This window comes from Streptomyces sp. NPDC104761 (assembly GCF_055583445.1).
In genome coordinates this window covers 15,361-38,439 of sequence record NZ_JBVJNZ010000030.1, presented here as the reverse complement: position 1 = coordinate 38,439, position 23,079 = coordinate 15,361, and the positions used below count along the sequence as shown (strand labels likewise).

The 23,079-nt window shown below is 71.8% G+C and carries 17 protein-coding genes and 1 pseudogene; 8 read left to right on the top strand and 10 right to left on the bottom strand.

All coding sequences use genetic code 11. From position 1 onward, the window contains the following. Positions 1-12 precede the first annotated feature (12 nt). The 7 genes from ACZ63F_RS41805 to ACZ63F_RS41775 form a co-directional block, all read right to left on the bottom strand. Positions 13-2,553, bottom strand: coding sequence for a sensor histidine kinase (locus tag ACZ63F_RS41805; RefSeq protein ID WP_469719178.1), 2,541 nt, complete (start codon positions 2,551-2,553; stop codon positions 13-15). Between the two features lies 1 nt (position 2,554). After that, entirely contained in the window at positions 2,555-3,238 is a 684-nt protein-coding gene (locus ACZ63F_RS41800; protein ID WP_469719176.1) for a response regulator, read from the bottom strand. Positions 3,239-3,246: 8 nt separating this feature from the next. Further along, positions 3,247-3,915: a potassium-transporting ATPase subunit C gene (locus ACZ63F_RS41795; protein WP_469719174.1), complete on the bottom strand. Its 669-nt coding sequence runs from the start codon at positions 3,913-3,915 to the stop codon at positions 3,247-3,249. Between the two features lie 5 nt (positions 3,916-3,920). After that, entirely contained in the window at positions 3,921-6,053 is a 2,133-nt protein-coding gene (kdpB, locus tag ACZ63F_RS41790) for a potassium-transporting ATPase subunit KdpB (protein WP_469719172.1), read from the bottom strand. Further along, positions 6,050-7,714: a potassium-transporting ATPase subunit KdpA gene (gene kdpA / locus ACZ63F_RS41785; RefSeq protein WP_469719170.1), complete on the bottom strand. Its 1,665-nt coding sequence runs from the start codon at positions 7,712-7,714 to the stop codon at positions 6,050-6,052. Before kdpA ends, kdpB begins: the two co-directional genes overlap by 4 nt. A 7-nt stretch (positions 7,715-7,721) precedes the next feature. Further along, positions 7,722-7,811, bottom strand: coding sequence for a K(+)-transporting ATPase subunit F (kdpF, locus tag ACZ63F_RS41780; RefSeq protein WP_016434100.1), 90 nt, complete (start codon positions 7,809-7,811; stop codon positions 7,722-7,724). Between the two features lie 298 nt (positions 7,812-8,109). Then, positions 8,110-9,951 carry an APC family permease gene (locus ACZ63F_RS41775; protein WP_469719168.1) on the bottom strand — a complete coding sequence of 614 codons (1,842 nt, stop codon included), beginning with the start codon at positions 9,949-9,951 and terminating at the stop codon, positions 8,110-8,112. Positions 9,952-10,258: 307 nt separating this feature from the next. Between ACZ63F_RS41775 and ACZ63F_RS41770 the strand changes: the two genes are divergently transcribed. Beyond that, positions 10,259-10,759, top strand: coding sequence for a hypothetical protein (locus ACZ63F_RS41770; RefSeq protein WP_469719166.1), 501 nt, complete (start codon positions 10,259-10,261; stop codon positions 10,757-10,759). A gap of 213 nt (positions 10,760-10,972) precedes the next feature. On the opposite strand, the gene ACZ63F_RS41765 is transcribed toward ACZ63F_RS41770, so the two are convergent. Continuing rightward, positions 10,973-13,507 (bottom strand): ATP-binding protein, encoded by a 2,535-nt coding sequence (locus tag ACZ63F_RS41765; RefSeq protein ID WP_469719164.1) that lies wholly within the window; start codon positions 13,505-13,507, stop codon positions 10,973-10,975. Positions 13,508-13,690: 183 nt separating this feature from the next. Here ACZ63F_RS41765 and ACZ63F_RS41760 point away from each other — a divergent pair, with 183 nt between their 5' ends. Beyond that, on the top strand, positions 13,691-15,250 hold the full coding sequence (locus ACZ63F_RS41760; protein ID WP_469719162.1) for a Na+/H+ antiporter: 1,560 nt from the start codon (positions 13,691-13,693) through the stop codon (positions 15,248-15,250). Between the two features lie 7 nt (positions 15,251-15,257). Here ACZ63F_RS41760 and ACZ63F_RS41755 read toward each other — a convergent pair whose 3' ends face one another. Further along, positions 15,258-16,664, bottom strand: a complete 1,407-nt coding sequence (locus ACZ63F_RS41755) for a hypothetical protein (RefSeq protein WP_469719161.1) — start codon at positions 16,662-16,664, stop codon at positions 15,258-15,260. 623 nt (positions 16,665-17,287) lie between these two features. Here ACZ63F_RS41755 and ACZ63F_RS41750 point away from each other — a divergent pair. From ACZ63F_RS41750 to ACZ63F_RS41735, 4 genes and pseudogenes are all read left to right on the top strand, one after another. Continuing rightward, positions 17,288-19,243 carry an APC family permease gene (locus ACZ63F_RS41750; RefSeq protein WP_469719159.1) on the top strand — a complete coding sequence of 652 codons (1,956 nt, stop codon included), beginning with the start codon at positions 17,288-17,290 and terminating at the stop codon, positions 19,241-19,243. Between the two features lie 182 nt (positions 19,244-19,425). Then, a complete protein-coding gene (locus ACZ63F_RS41745; protein ID WP_469719158.1) occupies positions 19,426-19,947 on the top strand; it encodes a hypothetical protein in 522 nt (173 codons plus the stop codon). Between the two features lie 50 nt (positions 19,948-19,997). After that, positions 19,998-20,393, top strand: coding sequence for a TOBE domain-containing protein (locus tag ACZ63F_RS41740; RefSeq protein WP_390644338.1), 396 nt, complete (start codon positions 19,998-20,000; stop codon positions 20,391-20,393). A 167-nt stretch (positions 20,394-20,560) separates the two neighbouring features. Beyond that, a pseudogene (locus ACZ63F_RS41735) lies at positions 20,561-20,791 on the top strand (hypothetical protein); the annotation flags it as partial. Here the strand turns inward: ACZ63F_RS41735 and ACZ63F_RS41730 are convergent. Further along, positions 20,706-21,194, bottom strand: a complete 489-nt coding sequence (locus ACZ63F_RS41730; RefSeq protein WP_469719156.1) for a molybdopterin-dependent oxidoreductase — start codon at positions 21,192-21,194, stop codon at positions 20,706-20,708. The pseudogene ACZ63F_RS41735 and the gene ACZ63F_RS41730 overlap by 86 nt on opposite strands. 208 nt (positions 21,195-21,402) lie before the next feature. Between ACZ63F_RS41730 and modA the strand changes: the two genes are divergently transcribed. Together modA and modB are read left to right on the top strand one after the other, a co-directional pair. Continuing rightward, positions 21,403-22,230, top strand: a complete 828-nt coding sequence (gene modA / locus ACZ63F_RS41725; protein WP_469719155.1) for a molybdate ABC transporter substrate-binding protein — start codon at positions 21,403-21,405, stop codon at positions 22,228-22,230. Next, on the top strand, positions 22,227-23,075 hold the full coding sequence (gene modB, locus ACZ63F_RS41720) for a molybdate ABC transporter permease subunit (RefSeq protein ID WP_469719153.1): 849 nt from the start codon (positions 22,227-22,229) through the stop codon (positions 23,073-23,075). Before modA ends, modB begins: the two co-directional genes overlap by 4 nt. The last annotated feature ends 4 nt before the right edge of the window (positions 23,076-23,079 follow it).

The window sequence follows — 23,079 nt, the reverse complement described above, 5'->3', positions numbered from 1 at the left end:
GCCGGAGACCGACTACGACGTCACGGTCGCCGGCCGGTCCGGCCGCCCCGGTCTGCGGCCCGCTGCGGCCGGCAGGGTCAGCACCATGGTGAGGCCGCCGCCGGGGGTGTCCTCGGCGGTCAGCGTGCCGCCCATCGCCTCGGCGAAGCCCCGGGCCACGGCGAGGCCGAGCCCCACCCCGGCACCGCGCGGGGAGTCGCCGTAGCGCTGGAACGGCTCGAAGATACGGTCCTTGGCCCCGTCCGGGACGCCGGGCCCGCGGTCCACGACGCGCACCTCCACCCGGTCGGCCATGGAACTGGCCTTGACCAGCACGGGGGTGTCCGCGGGGCTGTACTTGACGGCGTTCTCGACCACGTTGGCGACGACCCGCTCGAGGAGCCCCTTGTCGACGTTCACCATGGGCAGCGTCTCCGGGACGTCCAGTTCGACGCTGTCTGCGGGGACCCCGCCGAGCGCCATGGGCACCACCTCGTCCAGGTCGGCCTCGCGGACGACGGGCGTGACGGTGCCCGTCTGCAGGCGGGACATGTCGAGGAGGTTGCCGACGAGGTGGTCGAGGCGGTCGGCGCCCGCCTCTATGGCCTCCAGGAGCTCCGCCCGGTCCTGCTCGGACCACTCGACGTCGTCCGAGCGCAGCGACGACACCGAGGCCTTGATGCCGGCCAGCGGGGTGCGCAGGTCGTGGCTGACGGCGGCCAGCAGGGCCGTACGGATGCGGTTGCCCTCCGCCAGCTCCTTCGCCTGGTCCGCCTCCTGCTGGAGCCGCTGCCGGTCGAGCACGACGGCCGCCTGCGCGGCGAACGCGGCCAGCACCCGCCGGTCGGAGGCCGGCAGCACGCGGCCGGACAGGGCGAGGGTCATGTGGTCGCCGACCGGCACGTCGACGTCCGCCCGCTCCGGTGACCGGCAGGGGCGCGGCCCGACGCTGCCTGCGCAGGTCCAGGGCGCCACGTCGTCCGCCCGCTCCAGGAGGGCCACCGACTCCATGCCGAAGGTCTCCCGCACCCGTTCCAGAAGCGCCTCCAGGCTGGTCTCGCCGCGCAGCACGCTGCCCGCGAGGAAGGACAGGATCTCCGACTCGGCGCGCAGCCGGGTCGCCTGCTGGGTGCGCCGTGCGGCCAGGTCCACCACCGAGGCCACGGACACCGCCACCCCGATGAAGATCGCTATGGCGACGATGTTCTCCGGGTCGGCGATGGTGAGGGTGTGGACGGGCGGGGTGAAGAACCAGTTGAGCAGCAGGGAGCCGACGACCGCCGAGGTGAGCGCCGGGAGCAGGCCGCCGAGCAGGGCCGCGGCGACCGTCAGGGCGAGGAACAGCAGCATGTCGTTGGCGAGGCCCACCTCCGGTGCGGCGGAGGTCAGCAGCCAGGTGAGCAGGACCGGCCCGAGGACACCGGTCAGCCAGCCCCAGATCAGCCGGGACCGGCCGAGCCTTGCCGAACGGCCCAGCGGGAGCCGCCCCTTGCCGGCCTCGTCGTGGGTGATGAGGTGGACGTCGAGGTCGGGTCCGGAGTCCCGGGCGACCGTGGCGCCGACGCCAGGACCGAAGACGTACTGCCAGCTGCTGCGCCGGGAGACGCCGAGGACGATCTGGGTGGCGTTGACGCCGCGCGCGAAGTCGAGGAGCGCGGCCGGGACGTCGTCGCCGACGACGTGGTGGTAGGTGCCGCCGAGGTCCTCGACGAGGGTGCGCTGGACGGCGAGTTCCTTCGGGGAGGCCGAGGTGAGGCCGTCGCTGCGCGCTATGTAGACGGCGAGCACCTCGCCGCCTGCGCCCTTCTCGGCCAGTCGCGCCGCCCGCCGGATGAGGGTCCGTCCCTCCGGCCCGCCGGTCAGGCCGACCACGATCCGCTCCCGCGAACCCCAGATCTTCGAGACGCGGTGCTCGCTGCGGTACGCGTTCAGGTACTCGTCGACCCGGTCCGCGACCCAGAGCAGGGCGAGTTCGCGCAGGGCGGTGAGGTTGCCGGGCCGGAAGTAGTTGGACAGGGCCGCGTCGACCTTGTCCGGCTGGTAGATGTTGCCGTGCGCCATGCGGCGGCGCAGCGCCTGGGGCGACATGTCGACCAACTCGATCTGGTCGGCCCGCCGTACGACCTCGTCGGGCACGGTCTCCTGCTGCCGTACCCCGGTGATCGACTCGACGACGTCGCCCAGCGACTCCAGGTGCTGGATGTTCACCGTCGAGACGACGTCGATCCCGGCGGCCAGCAGCTCCTCGACGTCCTGCCAGCGCTTGGCGTTGCGGGAGCCGGGGATGTTGGTGTGCGGGAGTTCGTCGACGAGGGCGACCTGGGGGCGGCGGGCGAGGACGGCGTCGACGTCCATCTCCGTGAACACCGCGCCGCGGTACTCCAGTTCCCTGCGCGGGATCTCCTCAAGACCGTGCAGCATCACCTCGGTGCGCGGCCGGTCGTGGTGCTCGACGAACGCGACGACACAGTCCGTGCCGCGTTCGATCCGGCGGTGGGCCTCGGAGAGCATGGCGTAGGTCTTGCCCACGCCGGGAGCCGCGCCGAGGTAGATCCGGAGCCTGCCGCGTGCCATGTCATCCTTCGAAGCGGTAGCCCATGCCGGGCTCGGTGATCAGGTACCGGGGGTGTGAGGGGTCCGCCTCCAGCTTGCGGCGGAGCTGGGCCATGTAGACCCGCAGGTAGTTGGTCTTGTTGGTCTGGGTGACTCCCCATACCTCGCGCAGCAGGTGCTTCTGCGTGACGAGCCGGCCGGGGTTGGTGACCAGTATCTCCAGCAGATGCCACTCGGTGGGGGTGAGCCGGACGTCGTGACCGGCCCGGACCGCCTTCTTGGCGAGCAGGTCGATGGTGAAGTCGGGTGTCTCCAACCGGGTGGTCTCGGGGGTGAGGGGGGTGTCCTCGGTGCGGCGGACCGCGGCCCGCAGCCGGGCGAGGAGTTCGTCCATGCTGAACGGCTTGGTGATGTAGTCGTCGGCGCCCGCGTCCAGCGCGGCGACCTTCTCGTCGGAGGCCTGCCGCGCGGACAGCACCAGGATCGGTACGCGGGTCCAGCCGCGCAGCGCCTTGATGACGTCGACCCCGTCCATGTCGGGCAGTCCGAGGTCGAGCATCACCACGTCCGGCTGACGCGCGGCCGCCAGCCGGAGGGCCGTGGCACCGTCGGGCGCCGCGTCCACTCCGTACTGGCGTGCCTGCATGTTGATCACGAGTGCCCGTACGAGCTGGGGGTCGTCTTCCACGACCAGCACTCGGGTCATCGGTTCTCTCAACTGCCCTTGGTCAGGTCCTTCAGCGCGATGTTGAGTTGGAGGACGTTCACCCGGGGCTCGCCGATGAAGCCGAGCGTACGGCCCGTGGTGTGGTCCTTGACCAGCTTCTCCACCTGGGTGATGGACAGGCCGTTCTTCTCGGCGACCCGGTGGACCTGGAGCTCGGCGTAGGCCGGGGAGATGTCCGGGTCGAGGCCGGAGCCCGAGGAGGTGACGGCGTCGGCCGGCACCTGGGCGGGCGTGACCGTGTAACCGGGCACCGAGTTGTCCTTGACGACGGCGGCCTGGGCGTCCTTCACCTGCTGGATCAGCACCTTGTTGTCGGCGGCGAGGTTGGTCGCACCCGAAAGGATCAGCTTGTACTCGGTGTTGACGCTGTTGCTGCCGAGCCCGTTGGCCGGGCGGCCCTGGAACCACTGCAGGGCGGCGTCCGGGGTCTGCTGGCCCTTCTTCAGCGGCAGGTTGTACGACTGCCCGATCAGGGACGAGCCGACGACCTTCCCGTCCGACGTGATCTCGGAGCCGTTCGCCTTGTCGTGGAACGCGGCCTGGGCGATGCCGGTGACGACCAGCGGGTAGACGACACCCGTCACCAGGGTCAGCACCAGCAGGGCCCGCAGGCCCGCCCAGAGCAACCGGGCGGTGTTGGTTACGGAGTTGTTCATGGTCGTCAACCGATTCCGGGGATGAGAGAGATGAGCAGGTCGATGATCTTGATGCCGATGAAGGGCGCGATCAGACCGCCGAGGCCGTAGATCCCGAGGTTGCGGCGGAGCATCCTGTCCGCGCTCACCGGCCGGTACTGCACGCCCTTCAGGGAGAGCGGCACCAGGGCGATGATGATCAGCGCGTTGAAGACGACCGCGGACAGGATCGCGGAGCTGGGCGAGGACAGGTGCATGATGTTGAGCTTGTCCAGGCCCGGGTAGACCACGGCGAACATGGCCGGGATGATCGCGAAGTACTTCGCGACGTCGTTGGCGATGGAGAACGTGGTCAGCGCACCGCGGGTGATCAGCAACTGCTTGCCGATCTCGACGATCTCGATGAGCTTGGTCGGGTTGGAGTCGAGGTCGACCATGTTGCCGGCCTCCTTGGCGGCCGACGTACCCGTGTTCATCGCCACGCCGACGTCCGCCTGGGCCAGCGCGGGGGCGTCGTTCGTGCCGTCACCGGTCATCGCGACCAGCTTGCCGCCGGCCTGCTCCCGCTTGATGAGGGCCATCTTGTCCTCGGGGGTGGCCTCGGCGAGGAAGTCGTCGACGCCCGCCTCCTCGGCGATCGCCCGCGCGGTCAGCGGGTTGTCACCCGTGATCATGACGGTCTTGATGCCCATGCGGCGCAGTTCCTCGAACCGCTCGCGCATGCCCTCCTTGACGACGTCCTTGAGGTGGATGACGCCCAGGACCCGGGCGCCCTCGGCGTCGTCGACCGCGACGAGCAGCGGGGTGCCGCCGGACTCGGAGATGGCATTGGCGAGGGTGTCCGCGTCCTCGGCGACGGTGCCGCCCTGCTCGCGGACCCAGGCGATGACCGAACCGGCCGCGCCCTTGCGGATCTTGCGGCCGTCGACGTCCACGCCCGACATGCGGGTCTGGGCGGTGAAGGCGATCCACTCGGCGTGCGCCAGCTCTCCCTGGTGGCGCTCGCGCAGCCCGTACTTCTCCTTGGCGAGGACGACGATGGAGCGGCCCTCGGGGGTCTCGTCGGCCAGCGACGACAGCTGGGCGGCGTCGGCCACCTCGGGCTCGGTGACCCCGCGCACCGGCACGAACTCGGAGGCCTGGCGGTTGCCGAGGGTGATGGTGCCGGTCTTGTCGAGCAGCAGGGTGGAGACGTCACCGGCGGCCTCGACCGCACGCCCTGACATGGCGAGCACGTTGCGCTGCACCAGCCGGTCCATGCCGGCGATGCCGATCGCGGAGAGCAGCGCGCCGATGGTGGTCGGGATGAGACAGACCAGGAGGGCGACCAGCACGACCATCGTCAGGTGGGTGCCCGCGTAGTCGGCGAACGGCGGCAGGGTGGCGACGGCCAGCAGGAAGACGATGGTCAGCGAGGCGAGCAGGATGTTCAGCGCGATCTCGTTCGGCGTCTTCTGCCGGGCCGCGCCCTCGACGAGGCTGATCATCCGGTCGATGAAGGTCTCCCCCGGCTTCGTCGTGATCTTGATGACGATCCGGTCGGACAGCACCTTCGTTCCGCCGGTCACCGCGCTGCGGTCACCGCCGGACTCGCGGATGACCGGGGCCGACTCACCGGTGATCGCCGACTCGTCGACGGAGGCGACGCCCTCGATGACGTCACCGTCACCGGGGATGATGTCGCCGGCCTCGCAGACGACCAGGTCACCGATCCTCAGCTCGGTGCCGGGCACCTGCTCCTCGGTGGCGCCGGTCAGCCGCCGCGCGACGGTGTCGGTCTTGGCCTTGCGCAGGGTGTCGGCCTGGGCCTTGCCGCGGCCCTCGGCGACCGCCTCGGCGAGGTTCGCGAAGATCACGGTCAGCCACAGCCAGGCGCTGATGGTCCAGCCGAACCAGTCGCCCGGGTCCTTGAAGGAGAAGACCGTGGTCAGGATCGAGCCGACCCACACCACGAACATCACGGGCGACTTGACCATCACCCGCGGGTCGAGCTTGCGGCAGGCCTCCGGGAGGGACTTGATCAGCTGCTTGGCGTCGAACAGGCCGGCGCCGACACGTCCTTCGGCGGGCTTGTGCCCGGTGGGGACGTCGCTGTGCGGCGCCCGGGTCGGGGTGGCTGTGGACATGGAGTCCTCTGGCTTCTGGGTACGGGTGGTCATGACGCCAGCCCCTCGGCGAGCGGGCCGAGCGCGAGGGCCGGGAAGTAGGTCAGACCGGTGATGATCAGGATCGCGCCGACGAGCAGGCCGGTGAAGAGCGGCTTCTCGGTGCGCAGGGTGCCGGCCGTGGCCGGGACGGGCTTCTGCTCGGCGAGCGAACCGGCCAGCGCCAGCACGAACACCATCGGCAGGAAGCGGCCCAGCAGCATCGCGAGTCCGGTCATGGTGTTGAACCAGTCGGTGTTCGCGTTCAGGCCGGCGAACGCCGAGCCGTTGTTGTTGGCCGCGGAGGTGAAGGCGTACAGCACCTCGGAGAACCCGTGTGCGCCCGGGTTGAGCATGGAGTGCGGCGGGGTCGGCAGGGCCATGGAGGCCGCGGTGAAGACGAGCGCGAGCGCCGGGGTGATCAGGATGTAGATCGCCGACAGCTTGATCTCACGGGCGCCGATCTTCTTGCCCAGGTACTCGGGCGTACGGCCGACCATCAGACCGGCGATGAACACCGCGATGATCGCCATGATCAGGATGCCGTAGAGGCCGGAGCCGGTGCCGCCGGGCGCGATCTCGCCCAGCATCATGCTGAGCATGGTGATGCCGCCGCCCAGGCCGGTGAAGGAGGAGTGGAAGGAGTCCACCGCACCGGTCGAGGTGAGCGTGGTCGACACCGCGAAGATCGACGAGGCGCCGACCCCGAAGCGGACCTCCTTGCCCTCGTACGAGCCGCCCGCGATCTGCAGCGCACCCTCGTGGTGGGCGAACTCGGTCCACATCATCAGGGTGACGAAGCCCAGCCAGATGGTGAACATCGTGGCGAGGATCGCGTAGCCCTGCTTCACCGAGCCGACCATCACACCGAAGGTGCGGGTCAGCGCGAACGGGATCAGCAGGATCAGGAAGATCTCGAAGAGGTTGGTGAAGGGCGTCGGGTTCTCGAAGGGGTGGGCGGAGTTGGCGTTGAAGTAACCGCCGCCGTTGGTGCCCAGCTCTTTGATGGCCTCCTGGGAGGCCACGGCCCCGCCGTTCCACTGCTGCGAGCCCCCCATGAACTGCCCGACCTCGTGGATGCCGGAGAAGTTCTGGATGGCGCCGCAGGCGACCAGGATGACGGCGGCGATCGCGGCGAACGGGACCAGGATGCGGATCGTGCCGCGCACCAGGTCGGCCCAGAAGTTGCCGATCTCACCGGTGCGCGAGCGCGCGAACCCGCGCACCAGCGCCACCGCGACGGCGATGCCGACGGCGGCGGAGACGAAGTTCTGCACGGCCAGCCCGGCGGTCTGCACGACGTGACCCATGGTCTGCTCGCCGTAGTACGACTGCCAGTTCGTGTTGGTCACGAAGGAGACGGCCGTGTTGAACGACTGCGCCGGGTTGACCGAGGAGAAGTTCAGCGAGCCGGGCAGGATGCCCTGGATCCGCTGGAGGAGGTAGAGGAAGAAGACGCTGATCAGGGAGAAGGCGAGGACCCCGCGCAGATAGGCGGGCCAGCGCATCTCGGTGTCGGGGTTGGCGCCGATGCCCTTGTAGATCCACTTCTCGACGCGCCAGTGCTTGTCGGAGGTGTAGACCTTGGCCATGTAGTTGCCGAAGGGGATGTAGCACAGCGCCAGCGCGCCTATGAGCGCGACGAGCTGGAGCACGGCGGCGGTGACGGGACCCATGGGTGTCTCAGAACCTCTCCGGGAAGATCAGGGCGAGGACGAGATAGCCCAGCAGGGCGACGGCCACGACGAGGCCGACGATGTTCTCGGCGGTCACAGCTTCGTCACCCCCTTGGCGACGAGGGCCACCAGCGCGAAACCCGCGAGCACGGTGACGACGAAGGCCAGATCGGCCATCGTGAACTCCTGGATGAGGTTCGGAACGGACTCGGACGGTTAGAGGAAAGCGTCTTTCTGGCCGGATTCAGCCGCCGTTGACGGGTCCCTTACGGCAGTGTTCGCGCCTTTGACGGGACTCTTACGCCGCCGCGGCCGACCCGCGACCGGAGGCCGCCGTTCGGCGGCCAAAGCCCCCCTGAACTGGGGGAACGCCGGCCTCGGGCGCACCAGGCTGATCAGGAGAGCCGGAACCGCAGCCGGCAGATCACCGCGTCGGTCTCCTTGCGCACGGCATGGGCGACGACGGCACCGCGCTGGTTCTGCAGCAGCCGCTGCCAGAGCCGCTCCGGCTCGGTCTCCGGGATCAGCACGGTCACCTGGGTGGCCGGCTCGGCCGCGGTCACCGCACGGACGTAGGCGGCGATGGGGCGGCCCAGGGTGCGCCGCTCGCAGCTCAGCAGGACCAGCGGCACCCCGGGGTCCCACGCGGCCCAGGCGCGCTCGAGGGCGTGCAGCTGGGCCCGGTCCTCGGGGTCGGGATGGCAGACGGTGACGGCCCGCACCTCGTCGCCGAGGGAGGCGGCCGCGGAGAGCGCCTGGGAGGTGAGCCGGGACAGCGACGACACCGGCACGACCACGACCGACCGCTCCCGGTGCGGTGGGTCGGGGATCCGCCCGAGCCCGAGCCGCTCCCCGATCCGCCCGTAGGCACGGTGCACGGCGACGAAGGCACCGACGAGCAACGGCAGCATGACGACGACGAGCCAGGCGCCCCCGGTGAACTTGCTCGCGGTCACGACGACGGTCGCCACGCCCGTCAGGACCGCCCCCAACCCGTTCAGCAGCGCCTTCCCACGCCAGCCGGTCCCCCGCTCCAGCCGCCAGTGCCGCACCATCCCGACCTGGGCGACGGTGAAGCCGACGAAGACCCCGATGGCGAACATCGGCACCAGGGTGTTGGTGTCGCCGCCGGAGAACACCAGCAGCGCGGCCGACACCACGGCGAGCGCGAGCACGCCGTGCCGGTGCACCTGCCGGTCGGCCTTGAGCGCGAAGACGTGCGGCAGGTAGTTGTCGCGGGCGAGCAGCTTCAGCAGCACCGGCAGCCCGCCGAAGCTGGTGTTCGCGGACAGCGCCAGCAGGATCATGGTCGCGAACTGGATGACGTAGAAGCCCCAGTTGTGGCCGAGCGAGGCGTCGGCGAGCTGGGCGAGGACGGTCACGCCGGCGACCGGCTGCAGGTGGAACCGGGAGATCAGCACCGAGAGCCCGATCAGCATCGCGCCCAGCACCGCGCCCAAGGCCACCTCGGCGTGCTGGGCCCGCCTGACGCGCGGCACCCGGAAGGAGGGCACGGCGTTGGCGATGGCCTCGACGCCGGTGAGGGCGGCACAACCCGAGGCGAAAGCTTTCAGCAGAAGCAGGGCGCCCACGCTGGAGGCGTTGCCGGCGAGCACGGAGGCGTGGCCTGCGGCGGTGACCGTACTGGCGGGCGCGGACCGCAAGAGCCCCGCCACGATCAGCACGAAGACCGACCCGACGAACACCGCCGTCGGCACGATGAACGCCTTCGCCGACTCCACGATGCCCCGCAGGTTCACCCCGGTGACCAGCACCAGCACGGCCAGGCACAGCACCAGCCGGTGCGGGTACAGCCCCGGGAAGGCGGAGGTGAGAGCGGCGACCCCGGCGGTGACGGCGACGGCGACGTTCAGCACGTAGTCGAGCACCAGGGAGGCGGCGGCGACCAGACTGGTCCGCGTCCCGAGGTGGGTCCGGGCCACGGCGTAGGACCCGCCACCGTCCGGGAAGGCCGCGATGACCTGCCGGTACGAGGCGACGAGCACCGCCAGCAGGGCCGCGATCGCGAGCGTGACGGGCAGCGTGAAACCGAGCCCGTGGGCACCGGCGGCCGCCAGCACCAGCACGATGGCCTCCGGCCCGTACGCCACCGACGCCATCGCGTCCAGCGACAGCGCGGCGAGGCCGGTCACGGCGGTGAGACGATGCCGTTCCCCGGTATCGGGCGGCTCCTCACCGGCGGGCACGGCCCCCGGTTCGGCGGTCAGTACGGACATGGGGCGCTCCTCGACGAACGGGATACACGTCGCGCGCACGGGAGGACCGCGCGCGTCCGACCAGGTTCTGTCCCGCCCCGGCCGGCTCCCGCAATCCCTTGCGCGTTCTTCGCGCGGGAGGCAGCGACTTTGACGTGCCCTTGACGCCCCGCGCCCCTGCCAGAGGCGCGGGGCCGTATGTGAGGTACGGCCGCCGCGTGGGCGCGACAAGCCCCCACCGCCCCGCACGGGCCCCGGCCGTCAGAGTCCCATCAAGGACATGCCCCACCTCCTGACGCCGAGCACCGCCGCTCCCTACCGTCACCCCATGCAGCCCTCCGAGGACCACCGCTGGTCCAAAGACGTCTACGCATCGGCCCGTTGCGCAGGCGCCCTCCTCGCCCTGCTCCTCCTGATCGACTGGGGATCGGGAACGTTCACCTGGTGGCGCGGCACCCTCTGGTCCGCCCTCGCCCTGCTCCTCTTCGGCGTCCTCTGCCCCGCCAGGGTCCGCGCCGGCGACGGCTGGCTCACCTCACGCCGGCTGCTGCGCACCCGCAGGGTCCGCACCGACCGCCTGGTCTCGGTCCGCCGCCTGGACGGCGTCTCCCCCCGCCTGCTGCTCCGCGACGCCTTCGGCGGCCGGCTGGAGATCGACCCCCAGGTCCTCGTCGACAACCCCGACCTGTGGCTGCGGGTCGACGCGGGCGCCCGCAGGGCCGCCGAGGCCGGCACCCTGCTCTGTGGCTCGGTCACCCTGAGCCGCCTCGGCGAACAGGTCGAGCACGAGAACGCGCTGGGCGTCTTCAGGGCGTCGGGCCTGGAGTAGCCGCCGTACGGCGGGGCCGGCTGCGGCGCGCGGGGTCAGCCCGCCGCCACCGGCCCCGCCGTGTCCAGCGCCGCCCCCCGTCCGGTCGGCCGGCGTCACCGCGACCAGCCGCGCCTGCCGTGGCGGCACCGGCCCGGTTCCCGGGGTGAGCATGAACCGGCCGAGGTAGTGCCCGTTGCCGTACGCCCGCTGCGAGCTCTGCCGGTGTGCTGTTCATGGGGCACCTCCTGCGTGCTGCGGTGTCCGGACGGGCCGGGTCCGGTCGGCCAGGGGCAGCGAGACGACCATGGTCAGCCCGCCGCCGGGGGTGTCCTCGGGGGTCAGCGTGCCGTCCATCGCCTCGGTGAGTCCGCGGGCGAGGGCCAGGCCCAGGCCGAGGCCGGTGGTGTTGTCGGTGTCGCCGAGCCGCTGGAAGGGCTCGAAGAGCCGGTCGCGGCCGCCCGCGGGCAGGCCGGGCCCCCGGTCGATGATCCGGAGTTCGGCCCGCCCGGCCAACGCGCTCGCCGTCACCAGCACCCGCGCGCCGGGCGGGCTGTAGCGGGCCGCGTTGCCCACCAGGTTGGCGATCACGCGCTCCAGCAGCGGCGGGTCGGCCAGCAGCGGGGGCATGTCCTCCAGTTCGCCGTGCACCTCGGCGGTCGGGGTGTCGGCCAGGGCGGTCGGGAGCACCTCCTCCAGGGCCGTGGCCCGCAGGTTGAGGGGGAGGACGCCGGCCTCCAGGCGGCTGAGGTCGAGGAGGTTGTCGACGAGTCGGCTCAGCCGGGCCATGGACTCCTCGGCGGTGGCGAGGAGTTCGTCGCGGTCCTCCGGGGAGAACTCCACCTCCCGGCTGCGCAGCGAGGTGACCGCCGCCCAGCCGGCCGCGAGCGGGGTGCGCAGGTCGTGGCCGACGGCCCGCAGCAGCGCGGTGCGCATCCGGTCGGCGGCGCGCACCGGTTCGACCTCGGCGGCGGCCTGGGCGAGCCGGGCCCGCTCCACCGCCGACCCGACGTGCGCGGCGAACGCGGCGAGCACCCGCCGCTCGGACGAGGAGGGCGTACGGCCGCGCAGGACCAGGTGGTTGCCGGGACCGGCGGGCACGGCGGTGACGTCGGCGCCCTCCGGCGGCTCGTCGACGAGCTCGGCGGAGTCCATCCCGAAGGTCTCACGGGTGCGTTCGAGGAGTGACGGGATGGTCTGGCCACCGCGCACGATGCTGCCGGCCAGCGACGACATGGTCTCCGCCTCGGCGGTGGCCCGCGCCGCGCGCCTCGACAGCCGCAGGGAGCGGTCGACGACCGCGGCGACGGTGGCGGCCACGACCGCGAACACCCCGAGCGCCAGCAGGCCGTTGGGATCGTCGAGGGTGAACCGGCCGACGGGCGGGATGAACCAGTAGTTGAGCAGCAGGGACGCGGTGACGGAGGCGATCACGGCGGAGGTCACCCCGCCTATGCAGGCCACGCCGACCACGGCCAGCAGGAACAGCAGGGCCTCGCTGGTCAGGTTGACGGTGCCGCGCACCTGGGCGAGGGCGACGGTCAGCAGGACGGGGAGCACCAGCCCCGCGACCGGCCCGGCGATCAGGCGGCCGGTGGAGAGGGTACGGCGGCGGGAGGGCAGCAGGGTGCCGCGGCCGGCGCGCTCGTGGGTGACCCGGTGGACGTCGATGTCGCCGGAGAGGGCGGTGACGGTCTCCCCCGTGCCCGGTCCGGTGAGGAAGCGTTCCAGGCGGCCGCGGCGGCTGGTGCCGAGGACCAGCTGGGTGGCGTTCTCGGCGCGCGCGAAGTCCACCAGGGCGGTGGCCACGTCGTCGCCGACCACCGAGTGGTAGCTGCCGCCGAGGTCCTCGACCAGCCTGCGCTGCCGGGCCAGCGAGGCGTGCGAGACACCCGCGGCCAGGCCGTCGCTGCGGGCCACGTGCACGGCGAGCAGGTCGCCGCCCGCCATGGGGGTCCCCCCGCTCGAGCGAAGCCGAGAGTGGGGGAGGTCGGCGATCCGCGCGGCCCGTCGTACCAGCGTGTCGCCCTCCGGGCCGCCGGTCAGCGCGACCACCACCCGCTCGCGGGTCTCCCACACCCCGCCGATGGCGTGCTCGGCGCGGTAGGACTGGAGGGCCTCGTCGACCCGGTCGGCGACCCAGAGCAGGGCCAGCTGGCGCAGCGCGGTGAGGTTGCCGGGGCGGAAGTAGTTGGCGAGGGCCGCGTCAATCTTCTCCGGGGCGTAGATGTTGCCGTGCGCCATCCGGCGGCGCAGGCCCTCGGGCGGGATGTCGACGAACTCGATCTGCTCCGCCTTGCGCACCACGTCGTCGGGCACCGTCTCGTGCTGCGGCACCCCGGTGATCTTCTCGACGACGTCCTTCAGTGATGCCAGGTGCTGGATGTTGACGGCGGTGATCACGTCGATGCCGGCGGCGAGCAGGTCCTCGACGTCCTGCCAGCGCTTGGGGTGCCGGCCGCCGCCGGGGATGTTGGTGTGCGCGAACTCGTCGACGACGGCGACCGCCGGGCGGCGCGCCAGCACGGCCGCGACGTCCATCTCCTCGAACTCGCCGCCCCGGTATCCGCAGCGCAGCCGTGCCACCGACGCCAGGCCGGCGGTCATGGCCTCGGTGTGCGGGCGCCCGTGGCACTCCACGTACCCCACCACCACGTCCGCGCCCCGGGACGCGCGGCGCTGTGCCTCGTCGAGCATGCGGTAGGTCTTGCCGACCCCGGGGGCGGCCCCGAGGTAGACCATGAGTCGTCCGCGCGGTACGTCGTTCATCACCTCAAAGACAAGCGCGCCGCGGGGCCGCGGGTCCGGCCTCTTGACGCGTCTCTGGCGCCGCTGACGAGGACGTTGACACTGTCTTGACGGCCCTCGGCCCGATAGGGTGAAGGCGGTGTGCCGGGAAGTCTGGTCGGCCGGGAGTCACAGTGGCTTCCGCTAGGGCCCCAGGGGGACGGCATGCGCAGCGTGGGTACGGTTCTCGCACTCGTGGTTCTGGCCACGGTGGTGGCGACCTTCGCCCGCCGGTGGCGGATTCCCGCCCCCTCCCTCCTCGTCGTCGCGGGCCTCGCCGTGGCCCTGCTGCCGGGCACCCCGACGATCCAGATCAACCCGCAGGTCATCGGCCTGGTCGTCCTCCCGCCGCTGCTCTACGCCAGCGCGGAGGAACTCTCCTGGCGCGAGCTGCGGGCGGTGTGGAAGCCGGTCAGCGTGCTCGCGGTCGGCCTGGTGCTCGCCTCGGCCGCGGCCGTCGGCGCGGTCGCCTCCCTGGTCACCCCGCTGTCCTGGCGGATGGCGCTGGTGCTCGGCGCGATCCTCGCCAGCACCGACCCGGTGGCGGTGACCGCGCTCGGCCGCCGGCTCGCCCTGCCGCCCAGGGTGCAGATGCTGGTCCAGGCCGAGAGCCTCTTCAACGACGCGACCTCGCTGGTCCTCTACCGGGTCGCGGTGAGCGTCGCGGTGGCCTCGGCGGCGGCGAACTGGGGGGCGGCGGGCGGCGAGTTCCTGCTGCTCGCGGGCGGCGGCACGCTGATCGGCGCGCTGGTCGCCGCGGTCGTCACGGTGATCAGGCGGCGCACCGAGGATCCGGTCCTGGAAACGGTGATCTCCCTGGTCACACCGTACGCGGCGTACGTCCTCGCGGAGGCGGCCCACACCTCGGGGGTCACGTCGGTGGTGGTGGCGGGCGTGGTCCTGGGCGGCCGCGGCGACCGGCTCACCAACGCCCGGATCAGGCTCCAGCTGCACGCCGTCTACGGCACCGTGGTCTTCCTGCTGGAGAGCGTGGTCTTCAGCCTGATCGGGCTCGCGCTGCCGGCCCAGGTGCGGGCGCTGTCCGACGGCGACCGGGCCTGGCCGCTGTACGCGCTGGCGGTGGCCGGCACGCTGATCGCGGTGCGGCTGCTGTGGCTGGCGCCGCTGTCGGCGGTCGTGCAGCGCAAGGGCGGCATACAGCGGCCGAACTGGCGGGTGCCGGTGGTGCTGACCTGGGCCGGCACCCGGGGGGTGGTGCCGCTGGCGGCCGCGCTGTCGATCCCGGTGACGGCGAAGGACGGCTCGGCGCTGACCGAACGGCCGCTGGTGCTGGTCCTCACGACCTCGGTCGTGGTCGTCACGCTGGTCGTGCAGGGCTTCTCCCTGGCCTCGGTGGTGCGCCGCTCCGGCATCGCCCTGGAGCCGGACCACACCGAGCGCGAGGAGGCCACCGCCCGCTGCCGGCTGGCCGACGCGGGCATCCGGCGCCTGGAGGAGCTGTCCGAACTGGAGGCCGTACCGGACGTGGTCCTCGACCGGCTCCGGCGCGGCCTGAACGCCCGTCTCGACGACGCCCGCGACCGTCTCACCGACAGCACGGTCGAGTCGGCCGACCTGGTCTACCGGCAGCTGCGCCGCGACCTGATCGCGGTGGAGGCGGCGGAGCTGCGGCGGCTGTACGACGAGCACACGATCAGCGACACGACCCGCAGGCGGCTCCAGCGGTCCCTGGACCTGGAGGAGGCACGGCTGGCGGACGCGTAGCTTCCGGTCAGCGGAACTCGGCCAGCCGGGGCCGCAGCCCCAGCCCCGTCAGCCCCACGGCCAGCAACAACAGCCCACAGGCCCAGGGCAGTCGGCCGGTCAGCTCGCCGCGGCCCGCGGCCACCGACTGGTCGAAGTGGGCGCGGTTGATGTCCGTCACCTCCTCCAGCGCGACCATCCACGCGCCGAAGTGCGCGTTCGACGTGCCCGGCTCCCACCCCATGCAGAAGTCCACCGCCTCCCGTTCCTTCCCGGCCGCGAGCAGCGCGCGGATCTTCCGGTCGTCGCGCTGGTAGACGGCGTACGCGTCGACCGTCCTCTCGGCCGCGGCGCGCTCCCCGGGGAAGGTGATGTTGTCCAGCTCGCGCCGGAACTCGCCGGTGAAGCGCGGGGCGGCGGGGTCGGCGCGGTAGGCCCGCCAGCTGGTCGCGAGGCCGGCGTCGTACGTGGACAGGGTGGCGCCCTGGATGCCGTACAGCTGCTGGGACTTGGCGAGGAAGGAGCCGGCGTACTGCGTGCGGCGCTGCGGGTCGAGGAGGTAGCGGCTCTCGTCGGCGTTGGCGTCGTAGGCGACGGCGCGGGCGCGGGAGAGGGCGACGACGGAGTCGAAGGCGTCGCGCCGGGCCACCTTCAGATGCGCCGCGGAGGCCGAGAGGAGCTGGGCGCCGAGCGTGACGGCGATCAGGGTGCACGCGGTGGCGGCCAGGACGCCGGGGTTGAGGATCCGGCGGAAGCGGCGCGCCAGGTACCACTGCAGGACGCCGAGGACGGCGAGGAGCAGCAGGCCGAGGACGGCGACGGCGGCAAGCTGGGCGGACAGCGCCGAACGGGCCGTCGTGTAGTGGGAGTCGAAGGCCGCGTCGTTGGAGGAGACCAGCTTCCGGGCGTCCGGCAGGAGGCTGTCGCGCAGCAGCCCGGTGGCGTCGCGGTAGTCGGTGAGCGCGTCCGGTCCGCCGTCGGCGTGGCGGTCGTTCTCCAGGGACCGGCCGATGAGCTCCTGGTACTCGGCGAAGTCGTCGGTGATCGCCTCCACGGTCCTCTCGTCGGCACGGTTCCCCTGCGCCGCGGCCGCGAGGGTGCGCAGGTCGTGGCCGATCTCGCGGCGGGCGTCGGCGTACTTGGTGACCGCCTTGGCGTGCGGGGTCGCCAGCTCGCCCTTTCCGTCGCCGGACAGCAGGATGTTGGCGGCCTGGGCGACCATGTCGTTGAGGGCCAGGTCGAGGCCGGCCGCGCTCGTGGTGCGCGGGGCGTCGCGGTCGGCCACGTCGTCCCAGGTGCCGTTCGCGGCGAGGCCGGCGACGAGCAGCAGGACGCCCAGGGCGACGGCGAGCAGGACCGTGGCCGCGCGCAGGAGGCGCAGCCGGGCCGGTACGGTCGACCGGAGACGGCGGCGCAGAGCGGCCCGCGCGGCCACGATCCGCTCCCCCGGGCTCCTGTCGGGTCCCGGGGCCGGTACGGGCGGCGGGACCACCGTGGCCGGTGGCTCTTCGACAGTCCCCGCCTGAGGTCTGTGTGCTGTGCCGGCCGTGATGGTCACGGTCCCCTCCCAGGTACCCGCCACGGACGGTCGCCCGTCCCCCGTACCGGTCAGTCTGCGATCGCGTCCGGCCATGGACGATCGGCCTTGATACGCCCCTGACGTCCCTTCAGCCGGGTTTGACGGGACCTTGACGCCGCACGTGTGCCCTGTCAGAAGCCCGTCGGGGAGGGGCCGACCAGGCGAGGTCCGCTGCGGTTCGACGCGCCCCCGAAGACGTGATGCCTGGCCCTCGTACGGGATAACGCTCGGTGTCCGGAACCCGGCACCCGCTCGCCGCCCCCCGTACAGCCCAACGTCCCCCCGCGGCCTCCGGGCCACCCTTTCTTGCTGCCCGACCACCGCCTGCCAGGGCATTCTTAACGCAAGCTTGACGCCCAGGACCTCCCGATCCGTGGGCCCACGCGTCACTCTCTGCTTACGCTGGTGCCGCCGTCCGCGTGATGGCCGGAATCGAACTGCGCCGCACCTCACCGCGCCGGACACCAGGAGCCGACCCCATGGCCACGACCGAACACCCCCCTCCCAGTCGCCTGCGCGCCTGGATGCTGGAGGGGCTGTCCGACATGGGCAAGGGCGGCGGCCACACCGGCCCCCACGCACAGCCCGAACCCCCGCACCAGGGCCAGCGCTGGTGGCGGGTGATGTGCCTGACCGGTGTCGACTACTTCTCCACCCTCGGCTACCAGCCCGGCATCGCCGCCCTGGCGGCCGGCCTGCTGTCGCCGATCGCGACCATCGTGCTCGTCATCGTCACCCTGGCCGGCGCCCTGCCGGTCTACCGCCGCGTCGCCGAGGAGAGTCCGCACGGCGAGGGCTCCATCGCCATGCTGGAGCGGCTGCTCTCCTTCTGGCAGGGCAAGCTCTTCGTGCTGACCCTGCTCGGCTTCGCCGCCACCGACTTCCTGATCACCATCACCCTGTCGGCCGCGGACGCCTCCACCCACCTGGTGGAGAACCCGCACCTGACCGACTTCCTGCAGGGCAAGCAGATGGTCATCACGCTGTTCCTGGTGGCCCTGCTCGGCGCGGTCTTCCTCAAGGGCTTCCTGGAGGCGATCGGGGTCGCGGTCGCCCTGGTCGGCATCTACCTCGCGCTCAACGTCGTCGTCGTGATCGTCGGCTTCTACCACGTCATCACCGCCGAGCACGTCATCACCGACTGGAGCAGCGCCCTCACCCAGGAACACGGCAACGTCTTCGTCATGGTCGGCGTCGCCCTGATCGTCTTCCCGAAGCTCGCCCTGGGCCTGTCCGGCTTCGAGACCGGCGTCGCCGTCATGCCGCACGTCAAGGGCGAGCCGGGTGACACCGAGCAGCAGCCCACCGGCCGGATCCGGGACACCAAGAAGCTGCTCACCACGGCCGCCCTGATCATGAGCTGCTTCCTGATCGCGACCAGCTTCATCACCACGCTGCTGATCCCGGAGAACGAGTTCAAGTCGGGCGGCAGCGCCAACGGCCGTGCGCTCGCCTACCTGGCCCACGAGTACCTCGGCAACGCCTTCGGCACCGTCTACGACGTCTCCACGATCGCCATCCTGTGGTTCGCCGGCGCCTCCGCGATGGCCGGCCTGCTCAACCTGATGCCCCGCTACCTGCCCCGCTACGGCATGGCCCCGCACTGGGCCCGCGCGGTGCGCCCGATGGTCATCGTCTTCACGCTGATCGCCTTCCTGGTGACCTGGATCTTCGACGCCGACGTCGACGCGCAGGGTGGCGCCTACGCCACCGGCGTGCTGGTGCTGATCAGCTCCGCCGCGGTCGCGGTGACCATCGCCTCCCGCAAGGCCGGACAGCGGAAGTGGACGATCGGGTTCGGGATCATCGCGGCGGTCTTCCTGTACACGACCGTCGTCAACGTCATCGAGCGCCCCGACGGTGTGAAGATCGGCGCCTGCTTCATCGTCGGCATCATCCTCGTCTCGCTGCTCTCCCGCCTCGCCCGCGCCTTCGAGCTGCGCGTGACGAGCGTGGTCCTCGATGACATGGCGGAACGATTCATCCGCGACATGGCCAGCCGCAAGATGCGGTTCATCGCCAACGAGCCGGACCGGCGCGACAAGGCCGAGTACCGCGACAAGATCGAGCAGATCCGCGCCGACAACGACATGCCCGAGCAGGAGGACTTCGTCTTCGTCGAGGTCACGGTCACCGACCCCTCCGAGTTCGAGGCCGGCCTGACCGTCCGCGGCGAGGTCCTGCACAACCGCTACCGCGTGCTGACCCTGGAGTCCGCCTCCATCCCCAACGCCCTGGCCGCGCTGCTGCTGCACGTCCGGGACGAGACCGGCTGCATCCCGCACATCTACTTCGAGTGGACCGAGGGCAGCCCGTTCGCCAACTTCCTGCGCTTCTTCCTCTTCGGCCAGGGCGAGGTCGCCCCGGTCACCCGGGAGGTGCTGCGCGAGGCGGAGCCGGACCGCGAGCGACGGCCGCGGGTCCACACGGGCTGAGGGCCGGTCACCAGGTACCGGGCACCAAGTACCGGGGCACCAGGCAGAGGACAGAGCGCGCGGGGCAGAGGACAGAGGGCACGGGGCCGGGGCGTAAGAATCCCGTCAATAACCGCTCGGTCCGCATAAGAACCCTGTCAGCGGTCGCTCCCCCGCCACCACCGCGCCCTACCGTCGGCCCCATGGAGGACAGAAGACCCAGGGGCCGGGCGGCCGGTGACCGCACCTGGCGCGGCGGCGCACGCCTGGCCGTGTGGTCCGCCCTCGGCTTCGGCGGGCTGACGTTCGTCGTGGACTGGGACGCCGGCACCCTCACCCCGGCCCGCGCCCTGCTCTGGGTCACCCTGTCGGCCGCGATCCTCGTCATGCTGCTGCCGGCCCGCGTCACGGCGGGCCCCGGCTGGCTGGCCGTCCGCGGCCCGCTGCGCCGCCGTACCGTCCGCACCGACTCCCTCGTCTCCGTCGGCCAGTACGGGGACGTCGCCGCGCATCTGGTCCTGCGCGACACCCGGGGCAACCGGCTGGAGCTCGACCCGGGCGTCCTACACGCCAATCCCCTGCTCTGGCACGAACTGGACACCGGCGTCCGCCGCTCCCTTGAGCGGGGCACCCTGCGCCGCGGCACCGAGGTACTGGCACGGCTCGGCCACGAGATCGACGACACGAACGCACGCGCGGTCCTGGAGGCGTCCGGCCTCACCTGACCGGCGACCCCACGTCCTCGCACCCCGCCACCCGGCCCTATGGTGAGCCCATGCCCTCCTACACGATCGGCCAGGCGGCACGGCTGCTCGGCGTCAGCCCGGACACCGCCCGCCGCTGGGCCGACGCGGGCCGGATGGCCACCCACCGCGACGAGGGCGGCAGGCGGCTCATCGACGGCACGGACCTCGCCGCGTTCTCCGTCGAACTGGCCAAGGCCGGCACCGCCGAGGAGGACACCTCCTACACCTCGGTCCGCAACGCCTTCCCCGGCATCGTCACCGCGATCAAGCTCGGCGACGTCGCCGCCCAGGTCGAGATCCAGGCCGGCCCGCACCGCCTGGTCTCCCTCCTGACGCGGGAGGCGGTCGAGGAACTCGGCCTGGAGGTCGGCATGGAGGCCACCGCCCGGGTGAAGTCGACGAACGTGCACATCGACCGCGTCTGACGGGTCACCTGCACAGCAGGGCGGCCCACAGGTCCCGTCACCGGGGTGCCCGCCGACGTGCGGGCGGCCTACAGCCGTACGGGGCCGGGAAGGTCTCCAGGGTGTTCGGCAGCACCGCGCACACGTTGCGAGCTACGGCCTCGACCAGTGCGCGGCTGCCGCAGTAGGCCGACATCTCGCGCACCGAGGTGCACCTGACGGAGACCACCGACGCCATCGGGCCGCTGGGCGCCGAGTCGATGAGCGAGAGCCCGTTCAACCCGGTCGCCCCGGCGCCGGCCAACGCGCTGCGGGACGCGACGGGCATCCGGTTCACGGAGCTGCCGCTGACGCGCGACCGGGTGTGGCGGGCACTGGATGGCAGCCGCCGTAGCCCCCGTCCACCCGGATCTCCCTGATGCCGCTGACGTGCCGGGCCCCGCAGCGGTCCTGCGGCAGCACCAGTTGCGGTCCCGCCCGGTCCAGCGGGGTGTCGTCGATGCCGACGCCGAGCAGGACCGGGGCGTGGCCGAAGTCGGGGTCGATCTCGGCCCAGGAGAGCAGCGCGTGGTGCCCGTCGGCGCCGGAGACGGCGATGAGGAAGCGCAGCCGGTCCTTGCGCCGGCCGGGGTCGAATCCGGGTCCGGCGGCGGTGAGGACGTCGTACAGCCGCGGTCCGGTGAAGGCGTGGTGCCGGGCTCCGCTGGTGGCGCACTCGAAGCTGACGCGCACCCGCTGCTGGGGCCAGCGCAGGAGATCGGGCACGGTCAGCCGGGCCGGTCGTGCGAGGTCTCCGGTGAGGACGAGTTCGGCGAGCGTCATGTGCGGCCACCTCCCCGGGTGACGGTACCCGCGGCAGACCACCGTACAAACGCACATGCCAGCCCCAGTCTGAAAGTACGCAGCTCATGCGATGTGACAGAAGACTTACGCCTGGCAGTTGCGGCAGTATCATCGCCACGCGGACTGATACACAGGTCGCAGCAGGGCGCGACAGATTGACCATAGGATCCAGAGGAGTTCACTCGTGATGACCCGTTCCGTGCGCCGGACCCGGCGGACGCTCCAGGTGGCCGGTGCCTCGGTCGCGGCCCTGCTGGCCCTGAGCGCCTGCTCCTCCTCCGACGACGGCTCGTCGGCGACGACGAAGTCGGACACGTCGGCGGCGGCGACGCCCAAGCTGTCGGGCTCGATCACCGTGTTCGCCGCGGCCTCGCTGCAGGAGAGCTTCACGACCCTGAAGGCCGACTTCGAGAAGGCCCACCCGGGCACCAAGGTCAACTTCAGCTTCGGCGGCAGCGACACCCTGGCCGCACAGATCACCAGCGGTGCGCCGGCCGACGTCTTCGCCGCCGCGAGCGCCAAGACCATGGCGATAGTGACGGACCAGAAGGACACCGCCACCCCGCCGGCCACCTTCGTCCGCAACCAGCTGGAGATCGCCACCCTGCCGGGCAACCCCGACAAGATCTCCTCCCTGAAGGACCTGACGAAGTCGTCGCTGAAGGTCGTGCTGTGCGACAAGACGGTGCCGTGCGGCGCCGCCGCGCAGAAGGCCCTGGACGCCGGCAAGCTCAAGCTCACCCCGGTCTCCTACGAAGAGGACGTGAAGTCCGCCCTCAACAAGGTGGTCCTGAAGGAGGCCGACGCGGCGGTCGTCTACCAGACCGACGTGAAGGCAGCCGGCAGCAAGGTCGAGGGCGTGGAGTTCCCCGAGTCCGCCGACGCGATCAACGACTACCCGATCGCCCTCCTCAAGAACGCCCAGAACCCCACGGTGGCCAAGGCGTTCATCGCGCTGGTGCAGTCCGCCGAGGGCCAGCAGGTGCTGAACGACGCAGGGTTCCTCAAGCCGTGACGAGGACCGACGAGTCCGGCGCCGCGGCCGGCACCCTCACGGGCGGTCCGCGGCGCCGGCGCGTTCGGACCGCCGTACCGCTACCGCTCCTCCTCCCCGGAGCGGTGGCTCTGGTCTTCCTGCTCCTGCCACTGGTCGCCCTGCTGGTCAGGGCCCCCTGGCGCGGCCTGCCGTCCCTGCTGACCAGCGCGGAGGTCTGGCAGGCCCTCCAGCTCTCCCTCGTCTGCGCCACGGCGGCGACGGCCGTCAGCCTCGTCCTGGGCGTCCCCCTGGCCTGGCTGCTGGCCCGCACGGAGTTCCCCGGCCGGGGATTCGTCCGCGCGCTGGTCACCCTCCCCCTCGTCCTCCCCCCGGTGGTGGGCGGTGTGGCCCTGCTGCTCGCGCTCGGCCGCAACGGGGTGGTGGGCCAGTGGCTGGACTCCTGGTTCGGCATCACCCTGCCCTTCACCACGACCGGCGTGGTCGTCGCCGAGTCCTTCGTGGCCATGCCCTTCCTGGTGATCAGCGTCGAGGGCACGCTCCGCGCCGCCGACCCCCGCTACGAGGAGGCGGCCACCACCCTCGGCGCCTCCCGCTTCACCGCGTTCCGCCGGGTCACGCTCCCCCTCATCGCCCCGGGCATCGCGGCCGGCTCGGTCCTGGCGTGGGCCCGCGCGCTCGGCGAGTTCGGAGCGACGATCACCTTCGCCGGCAACTTCCCCGGCCGCACCCAGACCATGCCGCTCGCCGTCTACCTCGCCCTGCAGAACGACCCCGACGCGGCGATCGCGCTCAGCCTGGTGCTGCTGGCGGTGTCGATCGCGGTACTGGCGGCGTTGCGGGATCGTTGGATGACGGCATCATGAGGAC

What these genes read in the sequence shown, in the direction of transcription:
- ACZ63F_RS41805 (WP_469719178.1), bottom strand. Translation starts at nt 2,553, where the DNA reads ATGGCACGCGGCAGGCTCCGGATCTACCTCGGCGCGGCTCCCGGCGTG.
- ACZ63F_RS41800 (WP_469719176.1), bottom strand. Translation starts at nt 3,238, where the DNA reads ATGACCCGAGTGCTGGTCGTGGAAGACGACCCCCAGCTCGTACGGGCA.
- ACZ63F_RS41795 (WP_469719174.1), bottom strand. Translation starts at nt 3,915, where the DNA reads ATGAACAACTCCGTAACCAACACCGCCCGGTTGCTCTGGGCGGGCCTG.
- kdpB (WP_469719172.1), bottom strand. Translation starts at nt 6,053, where the DNA reads ATGACCACCCGTACCCAGAAGCCAGAGGACTCCATGTCCACAGCCACC.
- kdpA (WP_469719170.1), bottom strand. Translation starts at nt 7,714, where the DNA reads ATGGGTCCCGTCACCGCCGCCGTGCTCCAGCTCGTCGCGCTCATAGGC.
- ACZ63F_RS41775 (WP_469719168.1), bottom strand. Translation starts at nt 9,951, where the DNA reads ATGTCCGTACTGACCGCCGAACCGGGGGCCGTGCCCGCCGGTGAGGAG.
- ACZ63F_RS41770 (WP_469719166.1), top strand. Translation starts at nt 10,259, where the DNA reads ATGCAGCCCTCCGAGGACCACCGCTGGTCCAAAGACGTCTACGCATCG.
- ACZ63F_RS41765 (WP_469719164.1), bottom strand. Translation starts at nt 13,507, where the DNA reads ATGAACGACGTACCGCGCGGACGACTCATGGTCTACCTCGGGGCCGCC.
- ACZ63F_RS41760 (WP_469719162.1), top strand. Translation starts at nt 13,691, where the DNA reads ATGCGCAGCGTGGGTACGGTTCTCGCACTCGTGGTTCTGGCCACGGTG.
- ACZ63F_RS41750 (WP_469719159.1), top strand. Translation starts at nt 17,288, where the DNA reads ATGGCCACGACCGAACACCCCCCTCCCAGTCGCCTGCGCGCCTGGATG.
- ACZ63F_RS41745 (WP_469719158.1), top strand. Translation starts at nt 19,426, where the DNA reads ATGGAGGACAGAAGACCCAGGGGCCGGGCGGCCGGTGACCGCACCTGG.
- ACZ63F_RS41740 (WP_390644338.1), top strand. Translation starts at nt 19,998, where the DNA reads ATGCCCTCCTACACGATCGGCCAGGCGGCACGGCTGCTCGGCGTCAGC.
- ACZ63F_RS41730 (WP_469719156.1), bottom strand. Translation starts at nt 21,194, where the DNA reads ATGACGCTCGCCGAACTCGTCCTCACCGGAGACCTCGCACGACCGGCC.
- modA (WP_469719155.1), top strand. Translation starts at nt 21,403, where the DNA reads ATGACCCGTTCCGTGCGCCGGACCCGGCGGACGCTCCAGGTGGCCGGT.